Origin of the sequence: Microvirga terrae (assembly GCF_013307435.2) — a bacterium.
Lineage (GTDB): Bacteria > Pseudomonadota > Alphaproteobacteria > Rhizobiales > Beijerinckiaceae > Microvirga > Microvirga terrae.
In genome coordinates, this window is sequence record NZ_CP102845.1 from 248,350 (window position 1) to 272,951 (window position 24,602).

The window sequence follows — 24,602 nt, forward strand, 5'->3', positions numbered from 1 at the left end:
GAGAGAGACAATGGCAGAAGAAGGTAAGTCGCGCCTGGGCCGGGGACTGGCCGCCCTGATCGGCGAAGTCGGGGACGAGATGGGCAATCTCGAGCGCAAGGGCTTCGTCCCGCGCCATGTCCCTGTAGAGTTCCTGCAGCCGAACCCGCGCAATCCTCGCAAGCGATTCGACGAGGAGGATCTGCAGGAGCTGACCCAGTCGATCAAGGATCGCGGCATCATTCAGCCCATCGTGGTGCGCTCGTTGCCGACCAATACGGAGCGTTATGAAATCGTCGCCGGCGAGCGGCGCTGGCGCGCGGCGCAGAAGGCCGGCCTGCACAAGGTGCCGGTCGTGATCGTGTCGATCGACGACAAGACCTCGCTCGAATACGCCATCCTCGAGAATGTTCAGCGCGCCGACCTCAACCCCATCGAGGAATCGGAAGGTTATTCCCGGCTCATGGTCGAGTTCTCCTACACGCAGGAGAACCTGTCGAAGATCATCGGCAAGAGCCGCAGCCACATCGCCAACATGCTGCGCCTCGCCGACCTGCCCGTCGGCGTGCGCAAGCTCATGATGGAGCGCAAGCTCACCGCCGGCCATGGCCGCGCGCTCCTGTCCGTGAAGGATCCGGTGCAGGTGGCCAAGCGGATTCTCGACGAGGGCCTGAGCGTGCGCCAGGTCGAGGAGATTGCCCAGAGCGACAACGCCGATCCGGAGAAGGCGGAGGCCAAGGCGGCCAAGTCGGTCAAAGCCGAGAAGGATCCGGACACCCGCGCCCTCGAAAAGGCCCTGCAGGACGTGCTGGGCCTCACGGTCAGCATCGACCACAAGGGCAAGGGCGGCGAATTGCGCATCAAGTACAAGACGCTGGATCAGCTCGACGGCTTGTGCCGGAGGCTCAATCCATAAAAGGACGGGCGGCAGGCTCGCATGGCATGGAATCACCGGCCTCGTGCCGGTGATTTCGTTTGTGCACAGCGCGGTACTTCTCCGCATCGGCACCGCCGGGACAGGCCCGGCCAGGATGAAGCGGGAAGGACTCTACCGCCGCGCCGCCCGGGCGATGTCGAGCAGGGTCTTCGCCGCGATCGTATCATCGAGATCGGCCAGGCGGCGGGTCTGAAGGAGGCTGGCCTGCAGGAGGGCGATCGCGTTCCTGAGGCTGCCGCCGGTCCAGCGCTGCAGATGACGCTCCACAAGGGGCTTGCGCCGGAAATGCAGGCTGCGCAGGGTCTCCATCACGGCCGGGATCGGGCGTCCTTCCTCAACGGAAAGGCGCGCCGTCAGCAGCATCAGGGCATGTCGGAGCGCGGCGCCCAGCAGCACGGATGCGTTCACCCCCTCGGCGGCGAGACGCCGCGAGCCCACCTCGAGACCCGTGCCCTCGCCGGCGAAGGCGGCATCGATCACCGCGTCCATGGCGAGGCTGGAGACGTCGCTCATGATCGCGTCCACGTCCGCGAGCGTGATCTCGCTCTGGCCATGGGCGTAAAGCATCAGCTTGGCGAGTTCGCCCCGGGTGGCGAGCCGGTCGCCGCCGAGGCTCGCGATCAGGGCGGTCCTGGCCTCGCGCTGGATCGAGAAGCCGTTCGCCTTCAGGGTCTCGTCGACCACCGTGCCGAGATCCCGGCCCGTATCCGCATAGCAGGGCAGGGCCAGCGCCTTCTGCGAGCGCTCGCAGAGGGTCCGCAGGGGGGACGATTTCTGGATGTCGCCGCCCTCGATGACGATCACCGTATCCTGCAGCTCTCCTTTCAGGACGCCATCGACGGCCGGGGCGATGTTGCGCGAGGTGGACTTCACCCAGATGGCGCGCTTCGACCCGAACAGCCCCATGGTGCCGGCCTCATCCGCGAGGCGAGCCGGGTCGGCCGCGATATCGTCGCCGTCGATGCGGATGAGCTGGAACGGGTCGGACGGATCGTCCACGGCGCGCTCGGCCACCATGCGGGCGCGCTCGTTGATCAGCCCCATATCGGGCCCGTAGAACAGGAACACGCCGACGCGGGGATCGGGGCGCCGCAGCGCCCCGTCGACGTCACCGGCTTTGACGGCGACCATCGGCGTCAGCCGGCGGTGGCGAGCGCCGCCGACAGCCGGGTTCTCACCTGCTGCGCCAGGTCCCTGGCGAGCCTGATCTCCGCATCGCGTCCTGCCCGGATGTTGGCGAAGCGCTGCGGGAAGCGGTCGAAGCTCGTCGTGGAGGTCGCCGTGCCCTGGGTGACCACGGTCTTCCCGTCGAGGCTCGTCAGGGTATAGGTCAGGGTCCCGCCGACGATCACGGAGCTCGCCGTGCCGGTCTCGGTGTCGACCACCGGGCTCGACCGGCTTTCCTGCAACGCCAGCTTCAGGTTGTAGCGCTTGGGCGTGTCCGATCCCGAGCCGTTGAGCAGGTAGACCAGCTCGCTGCGCAGATAATGCCCCGAATTCGCGAGGGCCGGCGGCCATTTCACCTCCGGCACGTCAATGGAGGCCAGCACCGTCTGGAGGGACTCGCCCGAAGCCGTCGGGCCGTAGAGGGGCCGGAAGCAGGCGGACAGGCCGAGAGACAGGCTCGCCACGAGAACGACCGAGGCGAGACCTTTCAGGTTAAACGACGACATTCACGATCCTTTGGGGAACCACGATGAACTTGCGGGCGGGCTTGCCTTCCATAGCCTTTTGCACGCCGTCAAGCGAGAGCACAGCCGCCTCAATGGTAGCCTGATCGGCATCGCGGGCAACCGTCACGTCGGCGCGCTTCTTGCCATTGACCTGCACCGGCAGGGTGACCGTGTCCTCCACCAGCAGGGACCGGTCGACCGCCGGCCAGGCCGTGTCGGACACCAGGCCGGGCTGGCTCAAGGACGCCCAGCACTCCTCGGCCAGGTGCGGCATCATCGGGGCGAGCAGCTGCACGAAGATGCGCCCGGCCTCGGTGAAAGCCTGGCCCAGGCCCTGCTCGTCGCTGCTTTTCGCCTTGTTCGCCAGATCCTGCAGGGCGTTGGCGAGCTCGTAGAGATGAGCCACGCAGCGGTTGAAGCGCAGGCGCTCCACGTCGTCCTCGACGGCCGCCAGGGCCTTATGTGCGGCCTTGCGCACGGCGAGCGCGATCGGACCCTCGGCCGCGGCGCCGTTGCCGCCGTCCATACGGTCCGCGATCTCGCCGATCAGGCGCCACACGCGCTGCACGAAGCGGCCTGCGCCCTGCACGCCCTCCTCGGTCCAGATCACGTCGCGCTCAGGGGGCGAGTCGGACAGCATGAACCAGCGCGCCGTGTCGGCCCCGTAGGACGCGATGATCTCGTCGGGATCGACCGTGTTCTTCTTCGACTTCGACATCTTCTCGATGGAGCCGATCTCGATCGGGGCGCCGGTCTCCACATGGAAGGCCTTGCGGGTTGCGCCTTGCACCTCGAAGCGCACGTCGGCGGGCAGCACCCAGCCGCCAGTGGCGTCCTTGTAGGTCTCGTGCACCACCATGCCCTGCGTGAACAGGCCGGCGAACGGCTCGTCCAGGCCGGCATGACCGGTCTTCTTCATCGCCCGGGTGAAGAAGCGCGAATAGAGCAGGTGCAGGATCGCGTGCTCGATGCCGCCGATATACTGATCGACCGGCAGCCAGCGGTCCACGGTCGCCGGGTCGGTGGGCTCGTCCGTCAGGGTCGGGTCCGTGAAGCGTGCGAAGTACCAGGACGAATCCACGAAGGTGTCCATGGTGTCGCTCTCGCGCCGGGCCTTGCCGCCGCATTGCGGGCAGTCCACGTGTTTCCACGTGGGATGGCGGTCGAGCGGGTTGCCCGGCACGTCGAAGGACACGTCCTCCGGCAGCACCACGGGCAGCTGGTCCTTCGGCACCGGCACGACCCCGCAGGCATCGCAATGGATCACCGGGATCGGGCAGCCCCAGTAGCGCTGGCGCGAGATGCCCCAGTCGCGCAGGCGGAAGTTCACCTTGCGCTCGGCCACCGCGTGATTGCCCCGGGTCTCGGCCTCCAGGCGCCGGGCGACCTCCTCCTTCGCCTCCGCGATGGTCAGGCCGTCGAGGAAGCGGGAATTGATCATCCGACCGTCGCCGTCATAGGCCACGTCCGTCACCACGAAGCTGGCCGGGTCGACGTCCGGCGGGCAGACCACGGGGGTGTTGCCCAGGCCGTACTTGTTGACGAAGTCCAGGTCGCGCTGGTCGTGCGCCGGGCAGCCGAAGATGGCGCCGGTGCCGTATTCCATCAGGATGAAATTCGCCACATAGACCGGCAGGGTCCAGTTCGGATCGAACGGATGCTCGGCGCGGATGCCCGTGTCGAAGCCGAGTTTTTCGGCCTTGTCGATGGCTTCCTGGGCCGTGCCCATGCGCTTGGCCTCCTCGATGAAGGCGGCCAGCTCCGGGTTCTTCTCGGCCGCGGCCTTCGCCAGCGGATGATCGGGCGCGACGGCCATGAACTTGGCGCCGAACAGGGTGTCGGGCCGCGTCGTGTAGATCTGCAGCTCGGTCTCGCCGTTCGGCACCGTTTCCGGCTTCAGGGCGAAGCGGACCAGCAGGCCTTCCGAGCGGCCGATCCAGTTGCGCTGCATCAGGCGCACCTTCTCGGGCCAGCGGTCCAGGGTGTCGAGCCGGTCGTCGAGATCCTGCGCGAAATCGGTGATCTTCAGGAACCACTGGGTCAACTCGCGCTGCTCGACCAGGGCGCCGGAGCGCCAGCCGCGCCCGTCGATCACCTGCTCGTTGGCGAGCACCGTATGGTCGACCGGGTCCCAGTTCACCTTGGCGGTCTTGCGGTCGACGAGGCCGGCCTCCAGGAAGTCCAGGAACATGCGCTGCTGGTGCTTGTAATAGCTCGGATCGCAGGTTGCGATCTCGCGGCTCCAGTCGATGGCCAGGCCCATGCTCTGCAGCTGGGCGCGCATCGTGGCGATGTTGGCATAGGTCCATTCCTTCGGGTGGACCTTGTTCTGCATGGCGGCGTTCTCGGCCGGCATGCCGAAGGCGTCCCAGCCCATGGGATGGAGCACGTTGAAGCCGCGGGCGCGCTTGTAGCGCGCCACCACGTCGCCCATGGTGTAGTTGCGCACATGGCCCATGTGGATGCGCCCCGACGGATAGGGGAACATCTCGAGCACGTAGTATTTCGGACGCGGGTCGTCGTTGTTGGTCTTGAACAGGTCCTGGTCGTTCCAGACCTTCCGCCATTTCAGCTCGGCTTCCTTGGCGTTGTAGCGCTCGGGCCTCATGTCTCGTCTATATCCGTCGTGAATGGTGCGAAGCGGCTTGCGCCGCCGGGTTGCGGCGGACTAGGACACAGCTCTCCCGCGCGGTCAACGGTTTCGCGCGCGCGAGGCGGCTTTAAGAGGATCCCATGAGCGACAACCACGCGGTCGACGGCCTGAGGCAGGTGCAGGAGAGCATCCGGCGCGCGGCGTCCGATTACGGGCGCGACCCGTCCGGCATCACCCTCGTGGCGGTCTCGAAGACCTTTCCCGCCGAGGCCATCGAGCCGGTGCTCGCTGTGGGCCAGCGCGTCTTCGGCGAGAACTACGTGCAGGAGGCCAAGACGAAATGGCCGGGCCTGCGCGCACGCTTTCCGGATGTGGAGCTCCACATGATCGGCCCGCTCCAGTCCAACAAGGCCCGCGAGGCCGTGGAGCTCTTCGATGTGATCCACACCCTCGACCGCCCGTCGCTCGCCGAGGCGCTCGCCAAGGAGATCGCCCGGCAGGGCCGGACGCCCCGCCTGCTGGTTCAGGTGAACACCGGCGAGGAGCCGCAGAAGGGCGGCGTGGTTCCGACCGAGGTCGACGCCTTCCTCGAGGCGTGCCGCGAACGGTACGGATTGCAGATCGAGGGCCTCATGTGCATCCCGCCGGCCGAGGACCCGCCGTCGCCTCATTTCGCCCTGCTCCACACCATCGCGAAGCGTCACGGGCTTGGCGTGCTGTCCATGGGCATGAGTGCCGATTTCGATGCGGCGATCCAGCTCGGCGCGACCCATGTACGGGTCGGCAGCGCGATCTTCGGAGCAAGGCCGTCGAAGGCCTGAGCCTGCATCGGAGCGAAGGATCCGTCAGCGCCTTCGCGCGGCCTGGAAATGGTCGATGAAGGCCCTGAGGCCCGCCGAAGGCAGGCGCTGGCGCGGATAATAGAGGCAGATGCCCGCAAAGGGCGGCGTCCAGTCAGCCAGGACGCGCACCAGGCGCCCGGTCGCGAGATCCGCTTCCGCCGAGCGCCGGTTGACATAGGCAAGGCCGGCGCCGGCCCGGGCCGCCTGCAGGCCGAGATCGTGGGTTCCCAGAGTCAGGCGGCCCGGAACGTCGAGGCGGATCGCCTCGCCCGAGCGCTCGAACTCCCAGCGGTAGATGGTCCCGCTCGGCAGGCGGGTGCGGATGCATTCGTGCTCGAACAGATCGGCCGGGTTCTGCGGCAGGCCGTGGGCCGAAACATAATCGGGTGCTCCCACCACGGCGAACTCCTCGTCGAGCCCCAACGCTATGGACACCATCTCCTGCGGCACGGCCTCCGCGATGCGAAGGCCGGCATCGAAGCCGCCCGCCACGATGTCGACCATCCGTCCCTCGCAGACCACGTCGACCCGCATGTCGGGATAGGCCTGCAGGAAGTCGAGGAGGATCGGCAGGACCCGCATGGCTCCGCCCTCGGAGGTGTTCAGGCGCAGGAGGCCTGCCGGCGTCTGCCGGTAGTTGTTGATCGTCTCGACGGCATCCTCGAGCTCCCGCAGGGCCGGCTGCACCCGGGCCAGGAAGGCCTCGCCGGCTTCGGTGACGGAAACGCTGCGGGTCGTGCGGTTGAAAAGCCGCACGCCGAGGCGTCTCTCAAGGCTCGCCACCGTATGGCTCAGGGAGGAGGGCGACAGGCCGAGGTCGAGCGCCGCCGCCCGGAAGCTGCGATGGGCCGCCACGGCCGCCAGAGCCTTGAGATCGTTGAGGCCCAGATCCGCCATTGTGCGAAATCCTTCATCATCCCGTGTAGAATTGAACGGCTTATCACACTAATCGCATGGATCCATATGGAAGCTCCAGCACAGGAGCTTTTCCCATGACCCGTACCGTTCTCATCACAGGCACTTCCACCGGCTTCGGCGAGGCCACCGCCCGCCTCTTCGCCTCCCGAGGGTGGAACGTCGTCGCGACCATGCGCCGTCCCGAGGAGGGAGCGGCCCTGGCCGGTCTCGATAATGTCCTCGTCACGCGGCTCGACGTTCAGGACCAGGCCAGCATCGACGCCGCATTGGCGGCCGGGATCGAGCGCTTCGGGCGCCTCGACGTGCTCGTGAACAATGCGGGCTTCGGCCTGTTCGGGGTGTTCGAGGGAACGTCGCGCGACAAGATCCGGGAGCAGTTCGACGTCAACCTGTTCGGGCTCATGGACGTGACCCGGGCGGTGCTGCCGCATTTCCGCGCCCACCGGGCGGGCGTGATCGTCAATGTCAGCTCGGGCGCCGGCGTCTTCGCCCTGCCGATGATCTCGCTCTATTGCGCATCCAAGTTCGCCCTGGAGGGGTTCTCCGCATCCCTGTCCTATGAGCTCGCGAGCCTCGGGATCGCCGTGAAGGTCGTCGAGCCCGGCGGCGTCACCAGCACCCGGTTCGGCGAGCGCAGCGGCGGCGAGGCCGCTCGGGCTGCCGTCCCGGCCGATTACGAGCCCTTCGTGACGGCCGCCCAGGAGGTCTTCGCCGGCCTGCGCGCCGCCCGGGCCGATGCGACAAGCGACGAGGTGGCCGAGGTGATCTGGACGGCCGCCACGGACGGCAGCGACCGGCTGCGCTATGTGGCCACCGACGACATCAAGCCCCTGGTCGCCGCCCGCCGAGAAACCTCGGAGGACGCGTATCTCGCCTTCATGCGCGAACGGGTCGGGCCGAAGACCGGGCAGGAAAGACCGGGGAGGGGTGAGGCGGCCTGACCAGCCACACGTTTCCGTCATCACCGGGCCTGTCCCGGCCATCCCGATCCGGTGAGGCTCGGCGTTCCAAACGATCGGGATCACCGGCACAAGCCCGGTGATGACCGGGGGATCTTACCCCTGTTCGCTGTCCAGCATGGCCATCTGGGGCGCAGCGTAGCGGTCGCCCGCGGCGGCGCCCTTGGGCACGGCCTGCTCGATGGCCGCGAGATCGTCGCGCGTCAGCCGCACGTCGAGGGATCCGAGCGCTTCCTGCAGCCGATCCCGGCGGCGGGCGCCCACGAGCGGCACGATGTCGTCGCCCTGAGCGGCCACCCAGGCGATGGCGATCTGTGCCACGCTGACGCCCTTGCGCTCCGCCACGCTCTTGAGCGCGTCGACCAGCGCCAGGTTCCTGTCCACGTTGCCGTCCTGGAAGCGCGGGCTGTGGGCGCGGAAATCGCCGGCTCCCGCCTGATCCTTGCGCCAATGGCCGCTGATCAGCCCGCGGGAGAGCACCCCATAGGCCGTGATGCCGATGCCGAGTTCGCGGCAGGCCGGCAGGATCGCGTCCTCGATGCCCCGGGAGATGAGGGAATACTCGATCTGCAGGTCGCAGATCGGATGCACGGCCGCCGCCCGGCGGATCGTGTCGGCCCCGACCTCGGACAGGCCGATCTGGCGCACATAGCCGGCCTTCACCATGTCGGCGATGGCCCCGATCGTGTCCTCGATCGGCACGTTCGGATCGAGCCGCGCCGGCCGGTAGATGTCGATATGATCGACCCTCAGGCGCTGGAGCGTATAGGCGAGGAAGCTTTGGACCGCCTGCGGCCGGGCGTCGTAGCCGAGCCAGGCGCCGGACGGCTCGCGCATGGCGCCGAACTTGACGCTGATCACGGCCTGGTCCCGGTTGCGGCCCTCAAGGGCCTCGCCGATCAGCATCTCGTTGTGGCCCATGCCGTAGAAGTCGCCCGTGTCGAGCAGGGTGATGCCGGCGTCAAGCGCCGCATGGATGGTCGCGATGCTCTCGGCCCGGTCCGCCGGACCGTACATGCCCGACATGCCCATGCAGCCGAGGCCGAGGGCGGACACGGAGGGGCCGGTTTGCCCCAAGCGGCGGTGTTGCATTGTCTGATCTCCTGAAAAATGGCGGCCGGCTGTCCTGCCGGCATGAACGGATCATGCCCGCTTCCGGTTCGTGCGATAATCCGGCATAACCGGAACAGGCTGTTTGGATTTTCGAACAATGAGCGATGTGGATCTAGCGGATCTCGAAGCCTTCGCGGCGGTCGCGCGGGCGCGCAGCTTCCGCAGCGTGGCGCGGCTGCGCGGCGTCTCGGCCTCGTCCCTGAGCGAGGCCCTGCGGCGGCTGGAGGCGCGGCTCGGCGTGCGTCTGCTCAACCGGACCACCCGCAGCGTCACGCCGACCGAGGCCGGCCAGCGCCTCCTGGAACGCCTGGGGCCGGCCTTGAGCGAGGTCGCAGCCGCCCTCGACGCGGTGAACGGCTTTCGGGACTCGCCGACCGGCACCCTGCGGCTCAACGTTCCCACGGCGGTGGCCCGCCTGGTGCTGCCGCGGCTCATCGGGCCGTTCCTCGACGCCCATCCGGGCATCACCCTGGAGGTCGCCACCGACGACAGCTTCGTCGACGTGCTGGCGGCGGGCTTCGACGCAGGCATCCGCTACGACGAGCGTCTGGAGAAGGACATGATCGCCGTGCCGATCGGCCCGCGCACCCAGCGCTTCGCGGTGGCGGGAGCGCCGGCCTATTTCGCCGCCCATGGCCGGCCCTCGCACCCGAGGGACATCCTGAACCACGCCTGCATCCGGCACCGCTTCGCCAGCGGCATCATGCATCCCTGGGAGTTCGAGCGCGACGGCGAGGTCGTGAAAATCACGCCCACCGCCCGGGTCGTCGCCAACAGCATCGACCTGGAGATCGCCGCCGCCCTGCAGGGCCTCGGGCTGATCGCCACCTTCGCGGGATTTCTGGAGAGCGAATTCGCGAGTGGCGCCCTCGAGCCGGTGCTGGAGGATTGGCAGCAGCCCTTTTCAGGACCCTTCCTCTATTATCCGAGCCGCCGCCACATGCCCGCGCCCCTGCGCGCCTTCGTGGACTTCGTCAAACGCCGGCCGGCACCCGAGATTGCATCCGCGGGCGTTTCCGGTTAAGCCTACCGTCTCGATCCACCATGTCGAACCGGGGAGGGCTGCATGATTGAAGCGATGCATCAACGCACGTTCGGCCCCGGGCACGCCCTGCAGCAGCTTGTTGCAGGGCCGGCCATCGAGCGGATCTGACGGCTTTTCTCCGTCCTCATCTCACTCCGGTCAGCTCTGAACGGCTCACCCGCGCCCGTGGCTCCGCAAGGATCCGGCGCGTCTGACACGTTCCAGATTGTTCGCGCCGACGGCCTTCGCCCGGGCGCGCCGCACCCGTGAGATCCTCCCATGGCCTCCTTGAGCCTTCGCAATGTCAGCTTCATTGCCCAAACTCCCCTGTTCCGGAACCTGAACCTCGTCATCGGCCAGGGCGACCGCCTCGGCCTCGTGGCGGCCAACGGGGCCGGCAAGTCGACCCTTCTGAAATGCCTCGCCGGCCTCATCGAGCCGACCGAGGGCGACATCATGCGCTCGCGTGGCCTGCGCGTCGCCCTCGTCGAGCAGGACGTGCCCGCCGGTCTCGCCGATCTGTCGCTGCACGACGTGCTGCTGCAGGCCCTGCCGGCAGGCGAGCGCGAGAGCCAGGAATGGCGCGTCGACATGGTGCTCGACGAATTCGACACTCCGGCCGATCTGCGTACCCTGCCTGTGCAGGCGCTGAGCGGCGGCTGGCAGCGGCTCGCGCTGATCGCCCGCGCGTGGATCACCGAGCCCGACCTGCTGCTCCTCGACGAGCCCACGAACCATCTCGATCTCGAAAAGCTCTTCACCCTGGAGGCCTGGATCACCCTGGCGGGTTTCACCGCGCCTATCGTGGTGGCGAGCCACGACCGCGACTTCCTCGATGCCTGCACGACGAAAACCCTGTTCCTGCGGCCCGAGGAATCCGTCTCCTTCGCCCATCCCTACCGGCGCGCCCGCGCGCTGCTCGACGCCCATGACGAGGCCGCCCGGACGCAGCGCGACAAGACCCTGCGCGAGGTCAAGCGCCTGCGCGAGAGCGCCCAGGAGCTGCGCAATGTGGGCCTCAACAGCGGCAGCGACGCGGCGCAGATCAAATCCGCCCAGATCAGGCGCCGCGCCGATGCGCTGGAGCAGCGCGCGCGCGTCGTGCACCGGGAGCGGCCGGGCGAGATCCGACTCGGCAACCGGGGCACCCATGCGCGGGTGCTCCTCGGGCTCGACAACGTTGGCGTTCAGGCGCCGGACGGGCGCAGGCTGTTCACGATCCCCAAGCTCGAGGTGGCGCAGGGCGACCGCGTCGTGGTGCTCGGCCGCAACGGCGCCGGCAAGTCGCAGCTCGTCCGGCTGCTGCACGCGGCGATGACCCGCCCGGACGGCCTCCCGGGCATCCGCACGAGCCCGAGCCTCGCTCTGGGCTATGTGGACCAGGACATGGGACAATTGCCGCAGACGAGCACGGCGCACGACTTCATCCTGTCGCGCTTTCGCCTCGGCGATCAGCGCAGCCGCGCGGTTCTGGCGGAGGCGGGCTTTCCCGTCGACAGGCAGGGGCTTCCCATCGCCAGGCTGTCGCCCGGCCAGAAAGCGCGGCTCGGCCTCCTCGCGCTGCGCCTCTCCGAGCCCAATGTCTACCTCATGGACGAGCCCACCAACCACGTGGACATCCCGGGTCGCGAGCAGCTGGAAGCGGAAATCCTCGATGCACAGGCCACCTGCATCCTCGTGTCCCACGACCGCAGCTTCGTGAAAGCCGTCGGCACCCGCTTCCTGCTCATCGACCGGGGCCGGCTGCGCGAGGTGGATGGGCCGGAGGCGTTTTACGAGAGCGTGGCCCGGTGAGCGATGTGGCGGATGATGCCCACCCCGTCGTCACCGGGCCTATCCCGGTGATCTCGACTGGAAGAGCTCTGCGCTTCTCAGGATCGGGAAGGCCGGGGCAAGCCCGGCCATGACGGGCGGGGAGGGCGACGGCGGCTCACCCGACGATCTCGATCCGCGTATCCGGCCCGATCCGTTCCATGAGGCGGCGGATCATGCGCCTGTCGACGGCCACGCAGCCCTCCGTGGGCCGGAATCCCGGACGGGCGAGATGGAGGAAGATGGCGCTGCCGCGGCCCTTCACGACCGGGCCGCGGTTCCAGGCGATGTCGAGCACCACGTCGTAGAGATGATCGTCCCGCCACATCGTCTCGTGACCGGTCGGGCAGGGCAGGGGAACGAGGCGGTTGTAGCGCCGGTCCCTCACGTCGTCCGACCAGCCGTCGGCGGGGCGGATGCGCCTCAGGGGCAGGCCCGTCCGGGGGCGCGGGCCGTGGTCCGGGCGGTAGAAAGCCTGCAGGATCCGGAACCGCCCGACCGGCGAGGCGCCGTCGCCCTCGCGCTTGGCCCGGGCCGTGCCGGAGCGGCCCAGCGCGCACGGCATGACGAGATTGCCGGCCTCGAGACGCCCGCGCCTGTGGTCGAGCGGGGAGCGGAACACACGGATGACATTGACGCGGGACGGTTTCATGGGCAGTGGAAGGGACGGAAGGTCCCTCTTGTTGTCAAGCTGGGAATGACTACTCTTATGCATCGAGCATGATCCAAAGCTCAAGGCTCGCGCCCGCGGGCGCATCGTCGAAAACCCGAACCCGGTTTTGCCGAACGATGCTCTCGCGTCAGGCGGCGATTTTCGATCCGGATCATGAGCGGTGACAGGAGGCGAACGGACCGGCCCGGAGATGTCCGGGTTCTTCGCTGTTCGAAGACCGCTCTCGCGACTTTCGCAGTCCATCGTGTTGAAGGGTTTGAGATGTCGAATGCCAGCCGCCTCCTCGTCGTCGATGACGATCAGGACCTGCGCGACACCCTAGCCGAACAGCTCGGATTCTATGACGAGTTTCAGGTTGCGACCGCCGAGAACGCCACGGGCGCTATCGATGCGGTGAAAGGGGACCGGATCGATCTTGCCATCATGGATGTGGGCCTGCCCGACATGGACGGGCGCGAGGCGGTCAAGGTCATGCGCCAGAACGGCTTCCGCAGCCCGATCATCATGCTCACCGCCCAGGGGTCGGACAGCGATACGGTGATGGGCCTGGAGGCCGGCGCCAACGATTACGTGGTCAAGCCGTTCAAGTTCGCCGTGCTGCTCGCCCGGATCCGGGCGCAGCTGCGCCAGTACGAGGCGAGCGAGGATGCGGTGTTCCAGATCGGGCCCTACATCTTCCGCCCGGGCTCGAAGCTGCTCACCACCGACAAGGGCTCCAAGCTCAAGCTGACCGAGAAGGAAACCGCCATCCTGCGCTATCTCTACCGCGCCGGTCAGTCCGTGGTCGGGCGCGACACCCTGCTCACGGAGGTGTGGGGCTACAATTCCAACGTCACCACCCACACGCTGGAAACGCATATCTACCGCCTGCGCCAGAAGATCGAGTCGGACCCGTCCAACGCCACCATCCTGGTCACCGAGCCCGGCGGCTACAAACTGATTCCCTGACCGGCCATGGCGCTCGACGACGACATCGCCACGCTCAGCCGGGCTCCGCTGTTCAACCTGCTGGAGCGCGACGCCCTACGCCTCGTGGCCTTCGCGTCGGAGAGCCGGACCTACCGGGAGGGCGACGTGCTGTTCAAGAAGGGCGACCGCTCGGACGGCGGCTACGTGGTGAGCCGCGGCGCCATCGCGCTCGACGCCAAGGACGACGGCTCGCCCGAGGCCTTTCTCGCCGGTCCCGGTGCCCTGATCGGGCAGGCGGCCCTGTTCGCACGCATCGAACGCCGCGCCACCGCGACGGCCCGCGAGCCCTCGGCCATCATCCGGGTGACCCCGAGCCTCATGCGCCGGGTGCTGGAGGAGTTCCCGGACGCGGCCGCGGCCATCCAGGACGCGATGGCGGACGAGCTGGCCCGCCTCACGGAGGGCCTGGAGCGCGTCCGCCAGCAGCTCATCGCCATCGACGGCGGGGAGATTTCCGCGAAAGCGCCGGATGAGACGTGAGAGGTTGAACCTCTCACGCGGCCTTCACGTCTGACAGGAACACATCCACTTCGCGGCTGAGGTTCTCGGCGTAGCGGGCGAGCTCCTGGGCGGCGCCCAGAACCTGCGTGGCCGCAGCCCCCGTCTCGCCGGCCCCGTGCTTCACGCTCTCGATGCTGTCCGTCACCTGGCCGGTGCCGCGGGCGGCCTCCTGGACGCTGCGGGAGATCTCGCCCGTGGTGGCGCCCTGTTCCTCCATGGCGGCCGCGATCCCGGTCGAAATGGCCGAAATCTGGTCGATAATGGTCTGGATGCCGTGGATCGCCCCCACGGCCTCCTGGGTGGCGCCCTGGATCTGGGCGATCTGCGAACCGATCTCGTCGGTGGCCTTGGCCGTCTGGGTCGCGAGGTTCTTCACCTCGGAGGCGACGACCGCGAAGCCCTTGCCGGCCTCGCCGGCGCGGGCCGCCTCGATGGTGGCGTTGAGCGCGAGAAGGTTGGTCTGGGCGGCCAGGTTGTTGATCAGGGTGATCACGTCGCCGATGCGCTCGGCGCTGCTGGAGAGCGCCTGCACGATGCCGTTGGTGCGCTTGGCGCTCTCGACCGCCTCGAAGGAGATCTGGGACGATTGCGTGACCTGACGGGCGATCTCGCGGATCGAGATCGACATCTCCTCGGTGGCCGCCGCGACGGTCTGCACGCTGCTCGAGGTCTGCTCGGCGGCCGCCGCCACGCTGACGGATTGCCGGTTGGTCCGGTCGGCCGTGCTCGTCATGGTCTGGGCGGTCGCCTCCATCTCCGAGGCCGCGGCGGCGAGCCCCTGGGTCAGGGCCGAGACATTGGCCTCGAACCGGCGGGTCAGCTCGTCGAGCTTGAGGGCGCGCTGCAGCTTCGCGTCGCTCTCGGTGGCCTGCTCGACGGAGAGCCGCTGGCGCTCGACGGTGTTCTCGCGGAAGATCTCCACGGCGCGGGCCATCTCGCCGATCTCGTTCCTGGCGGCCGTGTAGGGGACCGTCAGGGCGGTCTCGCCATGGGCGAGGCTTTTCATGGCCTCGGCGAGCCTCGGGATCGGCCGGAACAGCATGCGGCCCGCCAGGATCGCGGCGAGCGTCAGCAGGAGCACGACCGCCAGGGAGACCATCCCCATCTGCCACATGAGCTCATGGGCCGAGGCTTCGAGGGCGGTGACCTGGAATCCGCTGCCGAGCACGCCCAGCACCTGTCCGCTCTGGCCGAAGACCGGAAGATTCACCAGGAGATAGTCGGCCCCGAGGATCTTGGCCTTGCCCACATAGGTGCCGCCCGCCGATACGATGGGGAAGATCACCCCGTTGCGGTCCATGGCCGTGCCGACCGCGCGCGACCCGTCGGGATTGCGCATGTTGGTGGCGCGCCGGATGAGGTTGCCGCTGGCCTTGTCCTTCACGAACAGGGTCGCGGGGGCCTGCGTGGCCTCGGCGATGCGGTCGGCGAGCTCGTCGCTGTAGAACACGGCGTCGTCGTTCACCGTGATGCCCGTGACCGCCCCGGCGGCGTCCTTCTTCACGCTCAGGCTGTCGATGGAGCCGCGCAGGATGCCCACGAAGGTCCGCACGTTGGACTGCAGCTGGGCGAGCGCCTTGGTCTCGACGTCCTGGCGGGTCTGAAGGGAGACGACCGCGAAGAGCGCGGCGGCGGTCACAACGACGAACGCCACCATGGCGGCCGTCGTGAGGTGGGAAAGCTTCCGGTTGGCGAGGAACTGCACGGGTATTTACCTTAGGGAAAGTCGTGCAGAAGCCTTCGCAAAAACCGGTTAAAAAGGTGTCAAAGGGCGACGGGCAGGGCGGCTTTTCTACAGCTCCAGCACGGCCGTCACGGGGGCGTGGTCCGAGGGACGCTCCCAGCCGCGGGTCTCCCGGGTCACGTCGATGGAGCGCAGGGTGCCCTGCAGGCCCTTCGACAGCCAGACATGGTCGAGGCGGCGGCCCTTGTCGGCGGCCGCCCAGTCGGGCGAGCGGTAGCTCCACCAGGAATAGATCTTTTCCGGCTCCGGCCGCAGGATCCGCATGGCGTCGATCCACTCCGCCTCCTGGCGCAGCTCCTCCAGCATTGCGGTCTCGACCGGGGTGTGGCTCACCACGTCGAGGAGCTGCTTGTGGCTCCACACGTCGTGCTCGAGGGGCGCCACGTTGAGGTCGCCCACGAGAATGGCCGGTCCGGAGGTCGGCTTCGCGCGGCCGCCCCAGGAGCGCATCTCGGCCATGAAGTCGAGCTTGTGCCGGAATTTCTCGTTGAGCTCCGGATCGGGAATGTCGCCGCCGGCCGGCACATAGAAGTTATGGATCGTCAGGCCGGCCGCCGCCTTGGCCTCCCGGCTCAGGGTGATGGTGATGTGGCGCGCGTCCTGGCGCCCGCACATCTCCATCACGCCGGTCTCGGAGAACGGGTAGCGGGACAGGATCGCGACCCCGTTGTAGCCCTTCTGGCCCATATGGACCACGAAGGGATAGCCGAAGGCCTGCAGGTCCTTCAGGGGCAGCTTGTCGTTCGGGCACTTGGTCTCCTGCAGGCACAGGATGTCGGGGCGGCGCTCCTTCAGGAAGCGGCCCACCTGGTCGATGCGCAGGCGAACGGAATTGATGTTCCAGGTCGAGACGGTCAGTTGCACGGGAGGAAGCCCTTCGGAAGATCCCCTTCGGCTACGACAGATTCCGGCCCGAGGGAAGGGCGACGATCACCGGAAATAACAGCCCCTCGTCATCACCGGCCTTGTGCCGGTGAGCCCGATTCCGTAAGGCGCGGCGCTTTTCCATATCGAGATGGCCGGGACAGGCCCGGCCATAACGCCGAGAGTGTCACATCCACGGCGGCCTCATTTGTTCCCGCCGACGAGGATGTCGTACTGGATCTTGAACAGATCCTGGTCGATGCGGCGGCCGCGCTCGCTCTTGCCCAGCATCACCACCGTCTGGAAGCCCTGCGCATCGACGATGCGCCACTGGTTCAGGGTCTCCACCTGGCCGTCGAACACGAGGACGATGCGCGAGGTTCCGCCGAGCGTCGACGAATCCTCCAGGCTGATGCGCACGCCGTCGCCGTCGTTGGCGATGCCCGTGATCCGGATGTCCTGGCCGAGATTCACCTGTTCGCGCAGCAGGAATTTCAGCGGCGTCTGCGAGATGGAATAGAGGTCCTGCGTCGCGAGCTTGCGGTCGCGCACGGCGACCGAGCGTCCGTCGGCGATCACCTCGAGGGTGGCGGGCGGATCGTATTCGAACCGCACCCGGCCGGGGCGCTGGAGATAGAGGGTGCCGCCCTGCCGGCGCCCGTCGCCGCCCATCTGGTTGAAATCGGCCACCAGGGTGGTCAGGTTCGTGAAATAGGCATTCGCCCGCGCCACCACCTCGCCGTTCGGCAGCGGCTGGCGCAGGGCCACGGGCGTCGCCGCGGCGGCGGCCACCGGCCGGGACGCGATGACGACGGGCTCCGATTCGGGCGTGTGGCGGGGATCCGCGGTCGCGGGGCGGCTCGGCGGGAGCGGCGCGGTGACGGCCAGGACCTGTTCCGCATTGGCCGGCCTCGGGATGACCGGGCGGGACGGCTGGGTCTCGGCCGCTGCGGGCGTCGCCCGGTGGAACGAGGCGGTCGGCAGATGCGGGAGCGACGGGCCGAAGCCCTGCGCGACCATCGGACGGACGGGCGGGAGGAACAGGTCGATCGGAACCGTCTGGGCCACGGCCGGCAGGGCGCCCGCGATGAGCGCCGTCACCAGGCCGGCAAGAAGGACGGGACGCATCCGAATCGGTCTCCTTCGGACCATCATCATGGACGCTGCCCGGCCATTGGGAATGGCCCAGGAATGACGCAGGGCCGCGGCCAAGGTTCCGAGACCGCCTTAATCCTCTCCCATGCCCGGAGTTTCAAGCAGAATTTCGCGTTTACCGGCGTGGTTGGCGGGTCCGACGATGCCCTCGTTTTCCATGCGCTCCATGAGCGAGGCGGCGCGGTTGTAGCCGATCTGGAGGCGGCGCTGGATGTAGCTGGTCGAGGCTTTCTTGTCGCGCAGCACCACCGCCACCGCCTGGTCGTACAGGTCCCCGCCCGGCGCCCCGAACTCGCCCTGGTCGAACACGGCCGCGTCGGGAGCCGCCCCGCCCTCGTCCTCCTCGGCCGTGACCGCCTCCAGGTACTGCGGCCGGCCCTGGCGCTTGAGATGCGCCACCACCTTCTCGACCTCCTCGTCCGAGCAGAACGGCCCGTGCACGCGCGTGATCCGCCCGCCGCCGGCCATGTACAGCATGTCGCCTTGCCCCAAGAGCTGCTCGGCGCCCATCTCGCCCAGGATCGTGCGGCTGTCGATCTTCGAGGTGACCTGGAACGAGATCCGGGTCGGGAAGTTCGCCTTGATCGTGCCGGTGATCACGTCCACCGACGGGCGCTGGGTGGCCAGGATCACGTGGATGCCGGCGGCGCGCGCCATCTGGGCCAGGCGCTGGATCGCCCCTTCGATCTCCTTGCCGGCCACCATCATCAGGTCGGCCATCTCGTCGACGATCACCACGATGTAGGGCAAGGGATCGAGATCCATCACCTCGTCCTCGTAGATCGCCTCGCCGGTCTCGCGGTCGAAGCCGGTCTGCACCGTGCGCGTGATGGTCTCGGCCTTCGCCTTGGCCTCGACCACCCGGGCGTTGAAGCCGTCGATGTTGCGCACGCCGAGCTTGGACATCTTGCGGTAGCGGTCCTCCATCTCGCGCACCGCCCATTTGAGCGCCACCACGGCCTTCTTGGGGTCGGTGACCACCGGGGTGAGCAGGTGCGGGATGCCGTCGTAGACGGAGAGTTCGAGCATCTTGGGATCGACCATGATCAGCCGGCACTCGGCCGGCGAGAGCCGGTAGACCAGCGACAGGATCATGGTGTTGATCGCCACCGACTTGCCCGACCCGGTGGTGCCGGCCACCAGCAGGTGCGGCATGCGGGCGAGATCGGCGATCACCGGCTCGCCGCCGATGGTCTTGCCGAGGCACAGGGCGAGCTTCTGCTTGGTGGCCTCGAAGTCCTGGGAGGCGAGCAGCTCGCGCAGGTACACGGTCTCGCGCTTGTGGTTGGGCAGCTCGATGCCGATGGCGTTGCGGCCCTGCACCACCGCCACCCGGGCCGAGACCGCGCTCATCGAGCGCGCGATGTCGTCCGCCAGCGAGATCACCCGCGACGACTTCGTCCCAGGCGCAGGCTCAAGCTCGTACAACGTCACAACAGGACCGGGATTGACCTTGGTGATGGCGCCGCGCACGCCGAAATCCTCGAGCGTCCCCTCGAGCAGGGCGGCGTTCTGCTCCAGGGCCTCGGCCGAGACCGAAGGGACCGACGGGCGCTTGGGCTCGGCGAGCAGGTTGAGCTGCGGCAGCTGGTAGTTCTCCTCGTCGAGCAGGGAGGGCTGCGATTCGCGGGCCATGCGCTTGCCGGGCTTCGGCGCGGCGGGCGCCGGGGCGACGCGGGACGGGGCGGGCTCCGGCCTTGCGGCAGGGTGCAGCGGGGGGAGATGCGGCTCGTCGGCGTCCCATCCGGCCTCGTCCTCGTCATGCATCGGCATGGAGGCCGGGGCAGGGCGCGGACGCGCCGGGGCGCCGTCGAGAACGGGCTCGCGCCGCAGGCCGGGCTGCCGGGACGGGCGCCGCGCCGGTGCGGGAAGGTCCTCGACCTCCTCCACGAGGGCGGAGCGGCGGTTCTCCTTCCAGCGCCGGGCCGAGGCACGCAGGCTCATGACGCCATGGGCGAGGGCTCCCAGGGACACGATGCCCCAGCCGGGCTCGTCCTGGCCGGCCTCTTCGGCCTCGTCCCAATCCTGGATCTTACGCCGCCGGACCGGCGGGCTCTCCTCGAGCTCCTCGGGATCGTCGTGGTGGCGCTCCTCCTGCGGGCCGAGGCCGCAGGCGGCCGTGAGGCTGAAGATCGCGATCCCGGCGAACAGGGCGCCCAGGACGGCGCTGGCCGAGCCGCTCGACAGGCCCGTGATGGCCTTGGCTCCGGCGAGCACCGCATCGCCGACCACGCCGCCGAGCCCCGTGGGCAGCGGCCAGCTCTGCGTCGGCGGCAGGGCGCTGGCGAGAGCCGTCGCGGCGCCCGCGCCGATCACCCAGAGCGCCAGGCGCAGCTGCAGACGGCCGAGATCGCCCGACTTCATGAGCCGCCAGCCCCAGAGCGCCAGGGGAAGCAGCGCCGCGATGGCGCCGAGGCCGAGAAGCTGCATCAGCAGGTCGGCCACGATGGCGCCGGGCCAGCCGAGGAGATTGCGGACCGGAAGATCGGTGGCGTTGTTGAGGCTCGGATCGTCGACCGACCAGGTGGCGAGGGCCACCGCGACCGCGCCGGCGACCGTGATCAGGCACAGGCCCGTCAGCTCCTGCGCCCGGCGGGCCAGGAAGGCTCGAAAGGCGCTGAAGAGGCCATCATAGGCGGAAGAAGAACGGCGGGCCGTACGCATCAAACCACTCTAAAAAACCACGGGACGGGACATTATTGCCTGGATGCTAGCCGGGCCGGGTTAAGGGTCCTTTAACCGTAAGCGCATCGGGCAGGGAAAAGGTGCGGCGGTTTTCCGTTGTTGACGTTGGGCCTTCGAACGATCAGTGTCCCGGCCATGACCCGCAGAGGCCCGAAATCCGCCTGGACGCGCGCCGCCATCGTGGCCGCGATGGCCTATGCGTTCGTGCTGCAGGCCCTGCTCCTGTCGGTCGGCGGCGCCTTCCATGCCGCTGCGGCCGCGGAGGCCCAGGGGATCATCTGTCTCCAGGACGGGTCCTCGGCGCCCGACCATGGACCGAAGAAAGCCCACGAGACCCTCTGCTGCACCCTGAGCTGTCACGGCTCGACTGCGGCAGGACCGGCCCCGGCCCCGGCCATCATCGAGCCGATCGCGCCGGTCGCCGCAACGGTCGATCCATCCGCCGGGGCGTCGCATCTGCGCCTCACCTCGGACGTCCTGCCCCTGGGATCGCGCGCGCCGCCGCACCGCGGCTGAGTGCCGCCCGCTTCGATTCCCCTACTCTCTCAAGGACGTTCCCGATGACTTCGTCACGCTTCGGCGGCGCGCTGACTGCCGCCGCCCTCATGATTGCCTCGCCGGCCCTCGCCCATGTCTCGTTCGAGAACGGGCAGGCGACCCCGAACGCCACCTACAAGGCCGTGCTGCGCATCCCCCATGGCTGCGACGGCAAGGCGACCCTCAAGGTGCGCGTGCGCATCCCCGAGGGCATCGTGGCGGTCAAGCCGATGCCGAAGGCCGGCTGGAAGCTGGAAACCGCCAAGGGCGCCTACGTGAAGGCTTACCAGGTCAACGGCGAGGCCGTGTCGGAAGGGGTCACGGACATCGTCTGGTCCGGTTCCCTGGACGACGCCTATTACGACGAGTTCGTGTTCCAGGCCCGCTTCACCGAGGCCTACCAGCCGGGCGCGACGGTCTATTTTCCGGTCGTGCAGGAATGCGACGGCGCGACCGAGGAATGGACCCAGGTGCCGGCGGCCGGCGAGGATCCGCACAGCCTCAAATCACCCGCGCCCGGCGTGCGCGTCGCGGGCGCTGCCGCCACGGGCTCTCAGGTCGTGAAGGCCGGACCGCTCACCCTCGAACAGCCCTGGTCGCGGGCGACCCCCGGGGCCGCCAAGGTCGGCGGCGGATACCTGCGCATCACCAACACCGGCACGGCGCCCGATCGCCTGGTCGGCGGCTCGTTCCCGCTCGCCTCCAAGGTCGAGGTGCACGAGATGCGCATGGACGGCGACGTCATGCGCATGAAGCCGGTCGAAGGTGGTCTCGAGATCAAGCCGGGCGCCACGGTCGAACTGAAGCCGGGCGGCCTGCATCTCATGTTCATGGACCTGAAGGAGCCCCTGAAGGAAGGCCAGACGGTCAAGGGAACGCTCGTCTTCGAGAAGGCGGGCCGCGTCGAGGTGGAATACGCGGTGCGCGGCATGGGCGGCGCCCCGGCCGAGCATCAGCACTAGCGCGGGAGATCGGCGATGACCATCAAGCGTCTTCTCGTGCCGCTTCTCGTCTTCACCACGGGCCTGCTGGTGCTGCTGGTGACGGCGGGCCTGCTCCTGTTCCCGTCGCAGCCGCCGCAGAGCGCCGGCAAGGTGCCGATCGGAGGCCCGTTCCGGCTCACGAGCCACGAGGGCCGGCCGTACACCGAGGAGAACCTGAAGGGCAAGCCCTTCGTGGTCTTCTTCGGCTTCACCCATTGCCCGGAGGTCTGCCCGACCACGCTCTACGATCTCACCCAGGACATGGCGGCGCTCGGCCCGGATGCCGACAGGCTCCAGGCCGCCTTCATCACGGTCGATCCGGCCCGCGACACGCCGGAGCTGATGAAAACCTATCTCTCGTCCTTCGATCCGCGCATCGTCGGCCTGTCGGGAACCGAGGAGGAGATCGCGGCCGCGGCGCGCGCCTACAAGATCTATTACCGCAAGGTCCCGACCGATGACGGCTACACCATGGACCACTCGGCCACCCTGTTCCTGATGGACAGCAAGGGCGAGTTCTACGGCACGTCGAACTTCCAGGAGCCCGAGGAGACCCGCCGCGCCAAGCTGCGGCAGCTGATCAAGAACGGGTGAGGCGCATCCACGCTCCCTGCCATGGCATTCACCGGCCTCGTGCCGGTGATCTCGATCGGAAAAGCGCCGCGCTTCACATGATCCGGATGGCCGGGACAAGCCCGGCCATGACGCGGCGAGATCCTTTGACCGCGCATAAAAAAGCCCCGGCCTTTCGGTCCGGGGCTTTTCCGTTCGAGCGAGTGGCTCGTTTCAGTAGTTGTAGGCGCGCTCGCCGTGGTCCGCGAGGTCGAGGCCTTCGCGCTCCTGGTCCTGCGTGACGCGCAGGCCGACGATCATGTCGGTGATCTTGTACAGCACCACGGAGCCGATGCCGGTCCAGACCAGGGTGACCACCACGGCGATGATCTGGGTCCAGACCTGGCCGCCGATCGAGTACTCGCCGACCCCGTAACCGCCCAGCGACGGGGCCGCCACGACGCCGGTGCCGATGGCCCCGATGATGCCGCCGACGCCGTGGATGCCGAAGACGTCCAGGGCGTCGTCATAGCCGAGGGCGTTCTTCACGCTGGTCACGGCGAAGTAGCAGACCGCGCCGGCCACCAGGCCGAGCACGATGGCCCCCATGGGGCCGGACAGGCCGGCGGCCGGCGTGATGGCCACGAGGCCGGCGACCGCGCCCGACGCGATGCCCAGCAGCGAGGCCTTGCCCTTCCCAAGAGCCTCCACGGTCATCCAGGCGAGACCGGCGGCGGCCGGAGCCAGGATGGTGTTGATCAGCGCGAGGGCCGCGCCGCCCGTCGCTTCCAGGTTCGAGCCGGCGTTGAAGCCGAACCAGCCGACCCACAGAAGGCACGCGCCCACGAAGGTGAGCGTCAGCGAGTGCGGGGCGAGCAGGTCGCGTCCGTAGCCGATGCGCTTGCCGATCAGCAGGGCGCCGACGAGGCCCGCCACGCCCGAATTGATGTGAACCACCGTGCCGCCCGCGAAGTCGAGGGCGCCGAGGCCGAACAGGTAGCCTTCCGAGAACCACACCATGTGGGCGATCGGGAGATACACGAAGGTCAGCCACAGGCCGGTGAACAGCATCACGGCGGAGAACTTGATGCGCTCGGCGAAGGCGCCGACGATCAGGGCCGGGGTGATGCACGCGAAGGTGAGCTGGAAGGCCGCGAACGTGAATTCAGGAATCGCCACGCCCTTGGTGAAGGTGTCGGCGGTGGAATCCGTGGTCACGCCGGCCAGGAACGCCTTGGAGAAGCCGCCGATGAACGCGCCGATGCCCTCGCCGCCGGACGTGAAGGCGAGCGAGTAGCCGTAGAAGGCCCACAGGATGGACACCAGGCTGAACACCGCGAAGACCTGCATGAGCACCGAGAGCATGTTCTTGGTGCGCACGAGGCCGCCATAGAACAGGGCGAGGCCCGGGATCGTCATGAGGATCACGAGGATGGTGGAGACGAGCATCCAGCTCGTGTCACCCTTGTTGACCGTGGGGGCGGCCGCGGCGGCGTCCTGCGCCAGGGCGGGATCGAGGGCCGCAAGGCCCAGTCCGAGCGCGGCGAGCGCCGGAAGGAGGAGAGGACGGAACTTCATCGGATCTGAACTCCGGAAAATCATTGAATGAATGGGATCAAAGGGCGTCGATGTCGGTCTCGCCCGTGCGGATGCGGACCGCCTTCTCGAGCGAGGTGACGAAGATCTTGCCGTCGCCGATCTGGCCCGTGCGGGCGGCCGCCGTGATCGCGTCGATCACCTGGCCGACCAGCTCGGTCGCCACCGCGACCTCGATCTTCAGCTTGGGCAGGAAGCTCACCGCGTATTCGGCCCCGCGATAGATTTCGGTATGGCCCTTCTGCCGTCCGTATCCCTTCACCTCGGTCACGGTGAGGCCGTGCACGCCGAGAGCGGTGAGCGCGTCGCGCACCTCTTCCAGCTTGAACGGCTTGATGACCGCCATCACGATTTTCATGGGTCTGGCCCCCTTTTTGAGACGTCTGCCCGACCAACCAGGCAGCGGTTTCCAATCGAACCCGGCCTGTCGGACGGGTGTCGGGGGCATCTACGCAAGAAACATGCCAGGCTTTGTCGCCAGAGGCGCACGGGC

At 68.2% G+C, this 24,602-nt stretch carries 22 protein-coding genes; 10 read left to right on the plus strand and 12 right to left on the minus strand.

Going from position 1 to position 24,602, the window contains the following annotated elements:
• Nucleotides 1–10 precede the first annotated feature (10 nt).
• Complete coding sequence (locus tag HPT29_RS01175; RefSeq protein WP_173948721.1) at nucleotides 11–895, plus strand: ParB/RepB/Spo0J family partition protein; 885 nt, start codon at nucleotides 11–13, stop codon at nucleotides 893–895.
• A gap of 132 nt (nucleotides 896–1,027) precedes the next feature.
• Here the strand turns inward: HPT29_RS01175 and holA are convergent, their stop codons facing one another.
• From holA to leuS, 3 genes are read right to left on the minus strand one after another with little or no spacing between them, the layout of a single operon-like run.
• Nucleotides 1,028–2,047: a DNA polymerase III subunit delta gene (gene holA, locus HPT29_RS01180; protein WP_173948720.1), complete on the minus strand. Its 1,020-nt coding sequence runs from the start codon at nucleotides 2,045–2,047 to the stop codon at nucleotides 1,028–1,030.
• Between the two features lie 5 nt (nucleotides 2,048–2,052).
• The gene (lptE, locus tag HPT29_RS01185) at nucleotides 2,053–2,589 is read right to left on the minus strand and encodes an LPS assembly lipoprotein LptE (protein WP_173948719.1); all 537 of its coding nucleotides are present in this window, start codon (nucleotides 2,587–2,589) and stop codon (nucleotides 2,053–2,055) included.
• Nucleotides 2,576–5,197 (minus strand): leucine--tRNA ligase, encoded by a 2,622-nt coding sequence (gene leuS / locus HPT29_RS01190; protein WP_173948718.1) that lies wholly within the window; start codon nucleotides 5,195–5,197, stop codon nucleotides 2,576–2,578. The genes lptE and leuS overlap by 14 nt, the downstream gene beginning before the upstream one ends.
• A 125-nt stretch (nucleotides 5,198–5,322) precedes the next feature.
• Here leuS and HPT29_RS01195 point away from each other — a divergent pair, with 125 nt between their 5' ends.
• On the plus strand, nucleotides 5,323–6,003 hold the full coding sequence (locus HPT29_RS01195; protein WP_173948717.1) for a YggS family pyridoxal phosphate-dependent enzyme: 681 nt from the start codon (nucleotides 5,323–5,325) through the stop codon (nucleotides 6,001–6,003).
• A gap of 24 nt (nucleotides 6,004–6,027) precedes the next feature.
• Here the strand turns inward: HPT29_RS01195 and HPT29_RS01200 are convergent, their stop codons facing one another.
• Nucleotides 6,028–6,921 (minus strand): LysR family transcriptional regulator, encoded by an 894-nt coding sequence (locus tag HPT29_RS01200; RefSeq protein ID WP_173948716.1) that lies wholly within the window; start codon nucleotides 6,919–6,921, stop codon nucleotides 6,028–6,030.
• Between the two features lie 95 nt (nucleotides 6,922–7,016).
• Here HPT29_RS01200 and HPT29_RS01205 point away from each other — a divergent pair, with 95 nt between their 5' ends.
• Nucleotides 7,017–7,883 (plus strand): SDR family oxidoreductase, encoded by an 867-nt coding sequence (locus tag HPT29_RS01205; RefSeq protein ID WP_173948715.1) that lies wholly within the window; start codon nucleotides 7,017–7,019, stop codon nucleotides 7,881–7,883.
• 114 nt (nucleotides 7,884–7,997) lie between these two features.
• Here the strand turns inward: HPT29_RS01205 and HPT29_RS01210 are convergent, their stop codons facing one another.
• Complete coding sequence (locus tag HPT29_RS01210; protein ID WP_173948714.1) at nucleotides 7,998–8,993, minus strand: aldo/keto reductase; 996 nt, start codon at nucleotides 8,991–8,993, stop codon at nucleotides 7,998–8,000.
• Between the two features lie 118 nt (nucleotides 8,994–9,111).
• Here HPT29_RS01210 and HPT29_RS01215 point away from each other — a divergent pair, with 118 nt between their 5' ends.
• Nucleotides 9,112–10,038 carry a LysR family transcriptional regulator gene (locus tag HPT29_RS01215; protein ID WP_173948713.1) on the plus strand — a complete coding sequence of 309 codons (927 nt, stop codon included), beginning with the start codon at nucleotides 9,112–9,114 and terminating at the stop codon, nucleotides 10,036–10,038.
• Between the two features lie 279 nt (nucleotides 10,039–10,317).
• Entirely contained in the window at nucleotides 10,318–11,832 is a 1,515-nt protein-coding gene (locus tag HPT29_RS01220) for an ABC-F family ATP-binding cassette domain-containing protein (protein WP_173948712.1), read from the plus strand.
• Nucleotides 11,833–11,968: 136 nt separating this feature from the next.
• On the opposite strand, the gene HPT29_RS01225 is transcribed toward HPT29_RS01220, so the two are convergent.
• On the minus strand, nucleotides 11,969–12,502 hold the full coding sequence (locus tag HPT29_RS01225; protein WP_173948711.1) for a L,D-transpeptidase family protein: 534 nt from the start codon (nucleotides 12,500–12,502) through the stop codon (nucleotides 11,969–11,971).
• A 282-nt stretch (nucleotides 12,503–12,784) separates the two neighbouring features.
• On the opposite strand from HPT29_RS01225, the gene HPT29_RS01230 reads away from it, so the two are divergent.
• Both HPT29_RS01230 and HPT29_RS01235 read left to right on the plus strand, forming a co-directional pair.
• Entirely contained in the window at nucleotides 12,785–13,471 is a 687-nt protein-coding gene (locus tag HPT29_RS01230) for a response regulator transcription factor (protein WP_173948710.1), read from the plus strand.
• 6 nt (nucleotides 13,472–13,477) lie between these two features.
• The gene (locus HPT29_RS01235) at nucleotides 13,478–13,972 is read left to right on the plus strand and encodes a cyclic nucleotide-binding domain-containing protein (protein ID WP_173948709.1); all 495 of its coding nucleotides are present in this window, start codon (nucleotides 13,478–13,480) and stop codon (nucleotides 13,970–13,972) included.
• 13 nt (nucleotides 13,973–13,985) lie between these two features.
• Here HPT29_RS01235 and HPT29_RS01240 read toward each other — a convergent pair whose 3' ends face one another.
• The 4 genes from HPT29_RS01240 to HPT29_RS01255 form a co-directional block, all read right to left on the minus strand.
• On the minus strand, nucleotides 13,986–15,698 hold the full coding sequence (locus HPT29_RS01240; RefSeq protein WP_173948708.1) for a methyl-accepting chemotaxis protein: 1,713 nt from the start codon (nucleotides 15,696–15,698) through the stop codon (nucleotides 13,986–13,988).
• Between the two features lie 87 nt (nucleotides 15,699–15,785).
• Nucleotides 15,786–16,601 (minus strand): exodeoxyribonuclease III, encoded by an 816-nt coding sequence (locus HPT29_RS01245; protein ID WP_173948707.1) that lies wholly within the window; start codon nucleotides 16,599–16,601, stop codon nucleotides 15,786–15,788.
• Nucleotides 16,602–16,805: 204 nt separating this feature from the next.
• Nucleotides 16,806–17,729, minus strand: coding sequence for an outer-membrane lipoprotein carrier protein LolA (locus HPT29_RS01250; RefSeq protein WP_173948706.1), 924 nt, complete (start codon nucleotides 17,727–17,729; stop codon nucleotides 16,806–16,808).
• Between the two features lie 99 nt (nucleotides 17,730–17,828).
• Nucleotides 17,829–20,420, minus strand: coding sequence for an FtsK/SpoIIIE family DNA translocase (locus HPT29_RS01255; RefSeq protein WP_259060396.1), 2,592 nt, complete (start codon nucleotides 20,418–20,420; stop codon nucleotides 17,829–17,831).
• A gap of 156 nt (nucleotides 20,421–20,576) precedes the next feature.
• Here HPT29_RS01255 and HPT29_RS01260 point away from each other — a divergent pair, with 156 nt between their 5' ends.
• Genes HPT29_RS01260 through HPT29_RS01270 form a run of 3 tightly spaced genes read left to right on the plus strand, consistent with a single transcriptional unit; the run spans nucleotide 20,577 to nucleotide 22,555 of the window.
• Nucleotides 20,577–20,957, plus strand: a complete 381-nt coding sequence (locus HPT29_RS01260) for a hypothetical protein (RefSeq protein WP_173947790.1) — start codon at nucleotides 20,577–20,579, stop codon at nucleotides 20,955–20,957.
• A gap of 44 nt (nucleotides 20,958–21,001) precedes the next feature.
• Nucleotides 21,002–21,940, plus strand: a complete 939-nt coding sequence (locus tag HPT29_RS01265; RefSeq protein WP_173947789.1) for a DUF1775 domain-containing protein — start codon at nucleotides 21,002–21,004, stop codon at nucleotides 21,938–21,940.
• A 15-nt stretch (nucleotides 21,941–21,955) separates the two neighbouring features.
• A complete protein-coding gene (locus HPT29_RS01270; RefSeq protein ID WP_173947788.1) occupies nucleotides 21,956–22,555 on the plus strand; it encodes an SCO family protein in 600 nt (199 codons plus the stop codon).
• A gap of 192 nt (nucleotides 22,556–22,747) precedes the next feature.
• Here HPT29_RS01270 and HPT29_RS01275 read toward each other — a convergent pair whose 3' ends face one another.
• Entirely contained in the window at nucleotides 22,748–24,091 is a 1,344-nt protein-coding gene (locus tag HPT29_RS01275) for an ammonium transporter (protein WP_173947787.1), read from the minus strand.
• 37 nt (nucleotides 24,092–24,128) lie between these two features.
• Complete coding sequence (locus HPT29_RS01280; protein WP_173947786.1) at nucleotides 24,129–24,467, minus strand: P-II family nitrogen regulator; 339 nt, start codon at nucleotides 24,465–24,467, stop codon at nucleotides 24,129–24,131.
• Nucleotides 24,468–24,602: the final 135 nt, after the last annotated feature.